This is a genomic window from Peribacillus sp. NPDC094092 (assembly GCF_050279365.1).
GTDB lineage: Bacteria > Bacillota > Bacilli > Bacillales > DSM-1321 > Peribacillus.
In genome coordinates this window covers 1-6129 of record NZ_JBNNUC010000018.1, presented here as the reverse complement: position 1 = coordinate 6129, position 6129 = coordinate 1, and the positions used below count along the sequence as shown (strand labels likewise).

Annotated in this window: 3 protein-coding genes and 1 pseudogene; all 4 read right to left on the bottom strand. The window is 36.2% G+C overall.

The annotated features are described in order from the left end of the window. Positions 1-341: 341 nt before the first annotated feature. Positions 342-1775: an alanine/glycine:cation symporter family protein gene (locus tag ACQKNS_RS27280; protein WP_427646330.1), complete on the bottom strand. Its 1434-nt coding sequence runs from the start codon at positions 1773-1775 to the stop codon at positions 342-344. Between the two features lie 150 nt (positions 1776-1925). Further along, positions 1926-2921 (bottom strand): asparaginase, encoded by a 996-nt coding sequence (locus ACQKNS_RS27275; RefSeq protein ID WP_427646329.1) that lies wholly within the window; start codon positions 2919-2921, stop codon positions 1926-1928. A gap of 626 nt (positions 2922-3547) precedes the next feature. Continuing rightward, positions 3548-4627 (bottom strand): annotated as a pseudogene (locus ACQKNS_RS27270) (alcohol dehydrogenase catalytic domain-containing protein). Positions 4628-5077: 450 nt separating this feature from the next. Beyond that, positions 5078-5833 carry a GTP cyclohydrolase II gene (locus ACQKNS_RS27265; RefSeq protein WP_427646328.1) on the bottom strand — a complete coding sequence of 252 codons (756 nt, stop codon included), beginning with the start codon at positions 5831-5833 and terminating at the stop codon, positions 5078-5080. Between the last annotated feature and the right edge of the window lie 296 nt (positions 5834-6129).

The window sequence follows — 6129 nt, the reverse complement described above, 5'->3', positions numbered from 1 at the left end:
CTGCTAGATAGTTGTAATATCATCTCATCCTCAACAATACCGTAATGTATATTGCCCTGTTGATTCTGATAGCGAACTATTTTTTGTGTTTTTTGAAGCACATGCATTATGAATAAACTCCTTTGATGATTAAGATTACCTCAGATAAAATTAAATCCGGTTCTTTACCGAAGATTCCAACTTCATAACAGATAGCTCAACAATGGGCTCAGAAAGTGCAGCCCTGGTGGTAGATTATTATTCGATGAAGCACTAAATGTAGTTGAAGCACGGACGCTTCCTTTAAATAAACGGGAAACGTATTCGGTAGATAGTTCATGTCTGAACATTTTTTTATTTGCTTACATTGTCTTTTTTTTAATAAAAGTGGCAGCATCTTGAGAGTGCTCCCAACATTCAAGATTTTCAAGCCCTTTAATGCTGTCTTTATAAAAAACAGGATCTTGACCAGCTTTTTTCTGTTTCATATAATCACTTAATGCTGCAAAAGCTACTTTTGATAATAAGAAAACAGCAATTAAGTTTACGATAACCATCAAGCCCATAAATAAATCTGCTAAATCCCATACAAGCTCGACTTTTGCGATCGAACCGAATACAATCATGGCGAACGCGCCTAGTCGATATAGAATCAACCATACTTTACTTGAATGTAAAAACCGGATATTCGTTTCCCCATAATAATAGTTACCAATTAACGAACCAAATGCAAATAGGAATACAAAGATAGCAAGACATCCTGATGCCCAGGAACCGATGTGTTCACTTAATGAAGTTTGTGTAAGTGCAATGCCAGTTAGCCCTGGTTGTTTATAAGCATCCGAAAGTAAAATAATAAATGCTGTGCTTGTACAGATGATCAGTGTATCCGTCAATACGCCAAATGCCTGAATAAGTCCTTGCTTTACCGGATGACTTGTTTTTGCCGTTGCGGCAACGTTTGGCGCACTCCCCATACCAGCTTCATTCGAGAATAAACCACGTTTAACCCCATTCATGAAAGCAGCTCCGATTGAACCGCCTGCTAGTTGTTCAAAGCCAAACGCATTATTAATGATAAGAGAAATAATTTCCGGCATTTTGGTAATATTCACCACAATGACAAATAATGCCATTCCGAGGTATAACACACCTAAAATCATAACCTTGTATTCAGAAATTTTTGCAATACGCTTCACACCGCCAAAGATAATCGCAGCGAATGCAAGTGTCATGAGAATCCCTACAGTTAAACGATCTGCACCAAATGAGTTCTCAAAAGCAATTGTAACGGTATTTGATTGTACAGAATTGAATACAAGCCCGAAAGAAAGCGTAATTAAAATGGAGAATAATACTCCCATCCAACGTTTGTTTAATCCTTTTTCCATATAATAGGATGGACCACCTCGGAAACCAGTTTTATCTTTTACTTTATATACTTGTGCTAACGTACTTTCAATAAAGCTGGTTGCCGAGCTAATAATTGCAATTATCCACATCCAGAATATCGCTCCAGGACCACCTAATGCAATTGCAATCGCAATTCCTGTGATATTACCTGTTCCAACGCGAGCGGCCATACCGATACAGAACGCTTGAAAGGGGGAAACGCTGTCTTTAGAACCCTTTCTTCCTTCCATTAATACACGTACCATTTCTTTTAGCATTCTAACCTGTACAAATTTTAATTTAAATGTGAAATAAATCCCACAAGAAACAAGCATTATAATTAATAATTTTGACCAAAGGAAATCATTTGTTACGCCAATTACATCATGTAATAATTGTTGCATTTAAACACCTCTTATTAAAATTTACTAGCTTAGAAGATACTTGTTTTTTCGTTGTAAAAAAAAGATCAACTTCATCAATTGATGAAGTTTGTCCACTGCCAGGGGTTATAGCTCCCCCAATATTTGAGATAATAACTTAATGGCAGTATCTCAAAAATATAAGGAAATATCTGCTGCAATCGTTGTTTCCATCATTTCTTTCACTTTTTTGGGATCTGTCGTTTTTCCTAGCACCCACATCAATTTCGGCACGATTGCTTCTGTGTTCATATTTTTAGAACGTACTACACGATCATGGTCAATTTTCCGGCCGACTTCATATATACCCATGTCTTCTCCTTCTTCTAGACATTGAGTCGTAATGACAACCGATACACCGTAATCTGTTAATTCAATTAATTTCGCTAAAATGTTGCGCACCTGAAATGGTATGCCGCCACTTCCATAGCTCTCCACAACCACTCCTTTATACAAACCTTTTAGGCAATCAAAAAATTCCGGTTTCATCCCAGGATGTAATTTCACAACCGCCACATCTGTACAAAGCGATGTATCTAATTGAAGGGGTTTCTTTTTTTGGTTATGAATGGATTTATTATATTCAATATGGTCATCATGAATCGAGGCAACATACGGATAATTAATACTTTCAAAGGCATCATAGCTTTTCGTTCTAAGTTTAATCGCTCTTGTCCCTTGAATGACCTTGCCGTCAAATACAATATATACCCCACCTATTTCCTCACAAGCAAAACGAATGGCATCTGAAATATTTCGTTTTGCATCTGTTTTACTAAACGAAATAGGAATTTGCGACCCCGTAATAACAATTGGTTTTGATGCATCTTGTAACATATAAGAAAGTGCAGCTGATGTATAAGCCATTGTATCGGTGCCATGCGTAATAACGAAGCCATCGTACTGATCGTAATGTTCATAAATAACATTCGCCAAGTCTATCCAAAACTCTGGTTGCATGTTGGTGCTATCAATGTTCATGAACTCCTTCGTATCAATACGGCAACGGACATTTAATTCAGGTATGTAACTTAATAAATCATCGGCATGCAGTTCAGGTGCAAGTCCGTTTTCTCCTTCAATTGATGCTACTGTTCCACCAGTCGTAATCAACATTAATTTTTTCAATGATAATGACTCCCCTATCTATTTACTACAATATGTTTTTTAAAGAAAGTATTCTATTCGCATTCATTATTCGATACGCGTACTTTCCATGTAATTATAGTAACAAAAATATAATAATTCAAGATAAAAATATTCAATTTATGTACACTAAACCGTAGAATGTTTTTTTCTTCCTGACCCTGTATATTACAAATAATGAATTTAGTTCATTAAGATACTTCATGCAACTCAGATTTTAAAACCTAATAAACCATACACATCATCGTGTTTAAAAGTTTTAAAAATGATTTTGATAGTTTTTTTAAAAAGTTTTTATCTTCAGCCATTTTAAAAAATTTTTAAATAAGAAAAAGGAATTTATCCCATGTCGCGGAAAATATAACTCCTGTCCAGAATGAAAAACATACAGTATCCTTAAAGTTGATCACGCAAAAAATGCGATCCACCAATCTAAGAATCGCATATGTTCTATCTAACTATTTATTCAACCTAAACCGTCCCTTTAGTTTCCATAAAAAAACTGCCTTAAAGACAGTCCCATGATACCAAAATAATTTTCCATACCAGCGTTTCGTAACGTTCTTCTTTACGAGACATACACTGCGTAATGCCATGCTTCCAGAGAATTACGGTTTTAAAACGACTTTTATACATTCATCCTCACGATTATTAAAAATTTGATAACCATGGCTTGCGTCTTCAAGGGACATTTTGTGGGTGATAATTTCCCTTGGGTCAAATTCGTTATTTGTTATTTTTTTAAACAATTCTGGCATTAAATGAATGACTGGAGCTTGTCCCATTTTAAGATTAATATTTCTTATCCAAAATGCACCTAATGGAAAAAGATTATAGTTACCACCGTAAACGCCAGTCATTTGCACTGTCCCGTATTTCCGGACAGCTTTCGTAGGAATTTGTATAGGTCCAAGGGTTCCGCCCTGCAGTTTGAATTTTTGTTCCAGAAACTTACCGTCCATACCTACACAATCGATGACGACATCTGCCCCACCATGAGTAATCTCTTTTAAATGTTCGCCCATATCGGGGTATTTTGTGAACTCAAATACCTCGACTTTATTCATCTTTTTCGCATGATTGATCCGGTAATCCAAGTAATCAATGGCTATCACACGTTTTGCACCTTTCATCCAGGCAAATTTTTGTACCATCAACCCAACAGGTCCACATCCTAGAACAATGACAGTATCGCCAGATTTTACACCTGCATTAATTACACTCCAATAAGCTGTTGGCAGAACTTCCGATAAAAAGAGCAGGGACTCATCCTCCAATTCGCATGATTCCTCGATAACAAAGGGAGTGAAATTGCCAAAAGGGACTTTTAAATATAACCAAAGTATCCTCCAGAATCATAATGGGGGTTTGAGTTATCGCATTGGCTTTCCATTTCATGTTGGCAATAAAAGCAATGTCCGCATGAAACATTAAAGGGGACGACAACACGGTCTCCCTTTTTTACTTTTGTGACTTCAGGTCCAACTTCTTCTACAATCCCATTGGTTCGTGGCCAATAATATATCCTGGAGGCAATGGCATGTTACTTTTTGATATAAATGCAAATCAGATCCGCAACTAGCAGTAGAAGTAATCTTAACTATAATATCGTCTTTTTTTTCTAATTTAGCATCCTCTACTTGATTAACTTGTACATGATTTGGTCCTTGGTAAGTTACAGCCTTCATAAATGATGGACCCTCCTAATCCTAATATTCTCTGTTAACACTCTTATCTATGTTCAGCAAGGAATGTAAATACTATACTTAGTCGCTCTTAGGATAATTTTTATGTAAGTTAATAAAGTTCACGGTTTATAAAAAATGGAGCACTGTCTTGCTTGCGTGAAATAATTCGGGGAAATTAGTATCTGTTAACAAACCTCCATAACCCTTTGTGAACGAATCTGCCCCTTTTGCTGCATAAGAAAAAGGAGCTGCTCTTCAGCTTCTGATAATGAAGAAAAGCACCCGGTAGTTCAACAAGGATCATTATTTTCAAACCAGCAATACTCGCTAATTGCACATATACTGCTCGAATACTCACAGAAAAGCTTCCAAGGAGGTGCTTCAGAAATAGCGATCTGCCTTTCCAAATAGGACAACTATAACAAATATAGTTGTAGCTGCAGGATGAGATTAGTCATTTGGACAAATCCTTTCTTCCTTTAAATGACCTGAACGTTTTATCTTTGTCTGAAGATAATTCTCATTAAATTCCGAAATATCTCCCCATAATGGCTTTCTACCTGCAACCTCCAAACCAGCGTTTTTCAAAGCTTCCAACTTTTTGGGGTTATTGGTTATAAGTGTAACAGGCTTGGATCTTAGTGCTTTCAGTACTAGTATCGCATCATTATAGTTTCTGGAATCATCAACAAAACCCAGTTTTTTATTAGCATCAACTGTATCATAGCCATTTTCCTGAAGGATATAAGCCAGTGCTTTACTAAAAAGGCCAATTCCTCTTCCTTCATGATTGGCTAGATAAAACAATGCACCCACACCTTGTTCCACTATCATTTTCATGGATTTTTTCAATTGATAACCGCAGTCGCATCGCTTACTGCCAAATATGTCTCCTGTATGACAAATGGAATGCATTCTGATGATGGCATCATCACTATATGAAAAATCACCGTATACTAACACACTTGATTGCTGCAACTCAGCTAAATTAACAGAAGATAATTTCTCAATAATTCTCTCATGGTTTTCTGTTACTTCGTCACAATTTAACCAACAATACCATTTGAACACTATAGTCTCCCCATATAAGTTAACTGGTAGTCGAATGGGACCAACTAAATAAATGGCCTTATTATCTATTTTAATTAACTGAATTTTATCTTCTATAACTGAAAGAACTTTCGAATCAAACTTTGTTTGGGTCATTAGTTTCGCTCCTTTTTTGAGTTAGTTTAAGCATCGATGCAAAATTTATCCCAACAGAATTTTCTCAGCTTCTTAGAACCGTTTTACTTTGCACTCGTCCGGGTGTTAAAGAGGGGAATTCAATTAAAATTGCAAATCTAGTTCATTTATTATACTCATTCACTCTCACCCAATTCGGTCCTATGAACTAACCTGCCCAGATAGTCATAATGAACGAAAACGACTCCCATCGCTTAACGTAGATTGCACTTGGTCATAATGTTACTACCAAAAATAAAAAACCAAGTGTAGAGCTA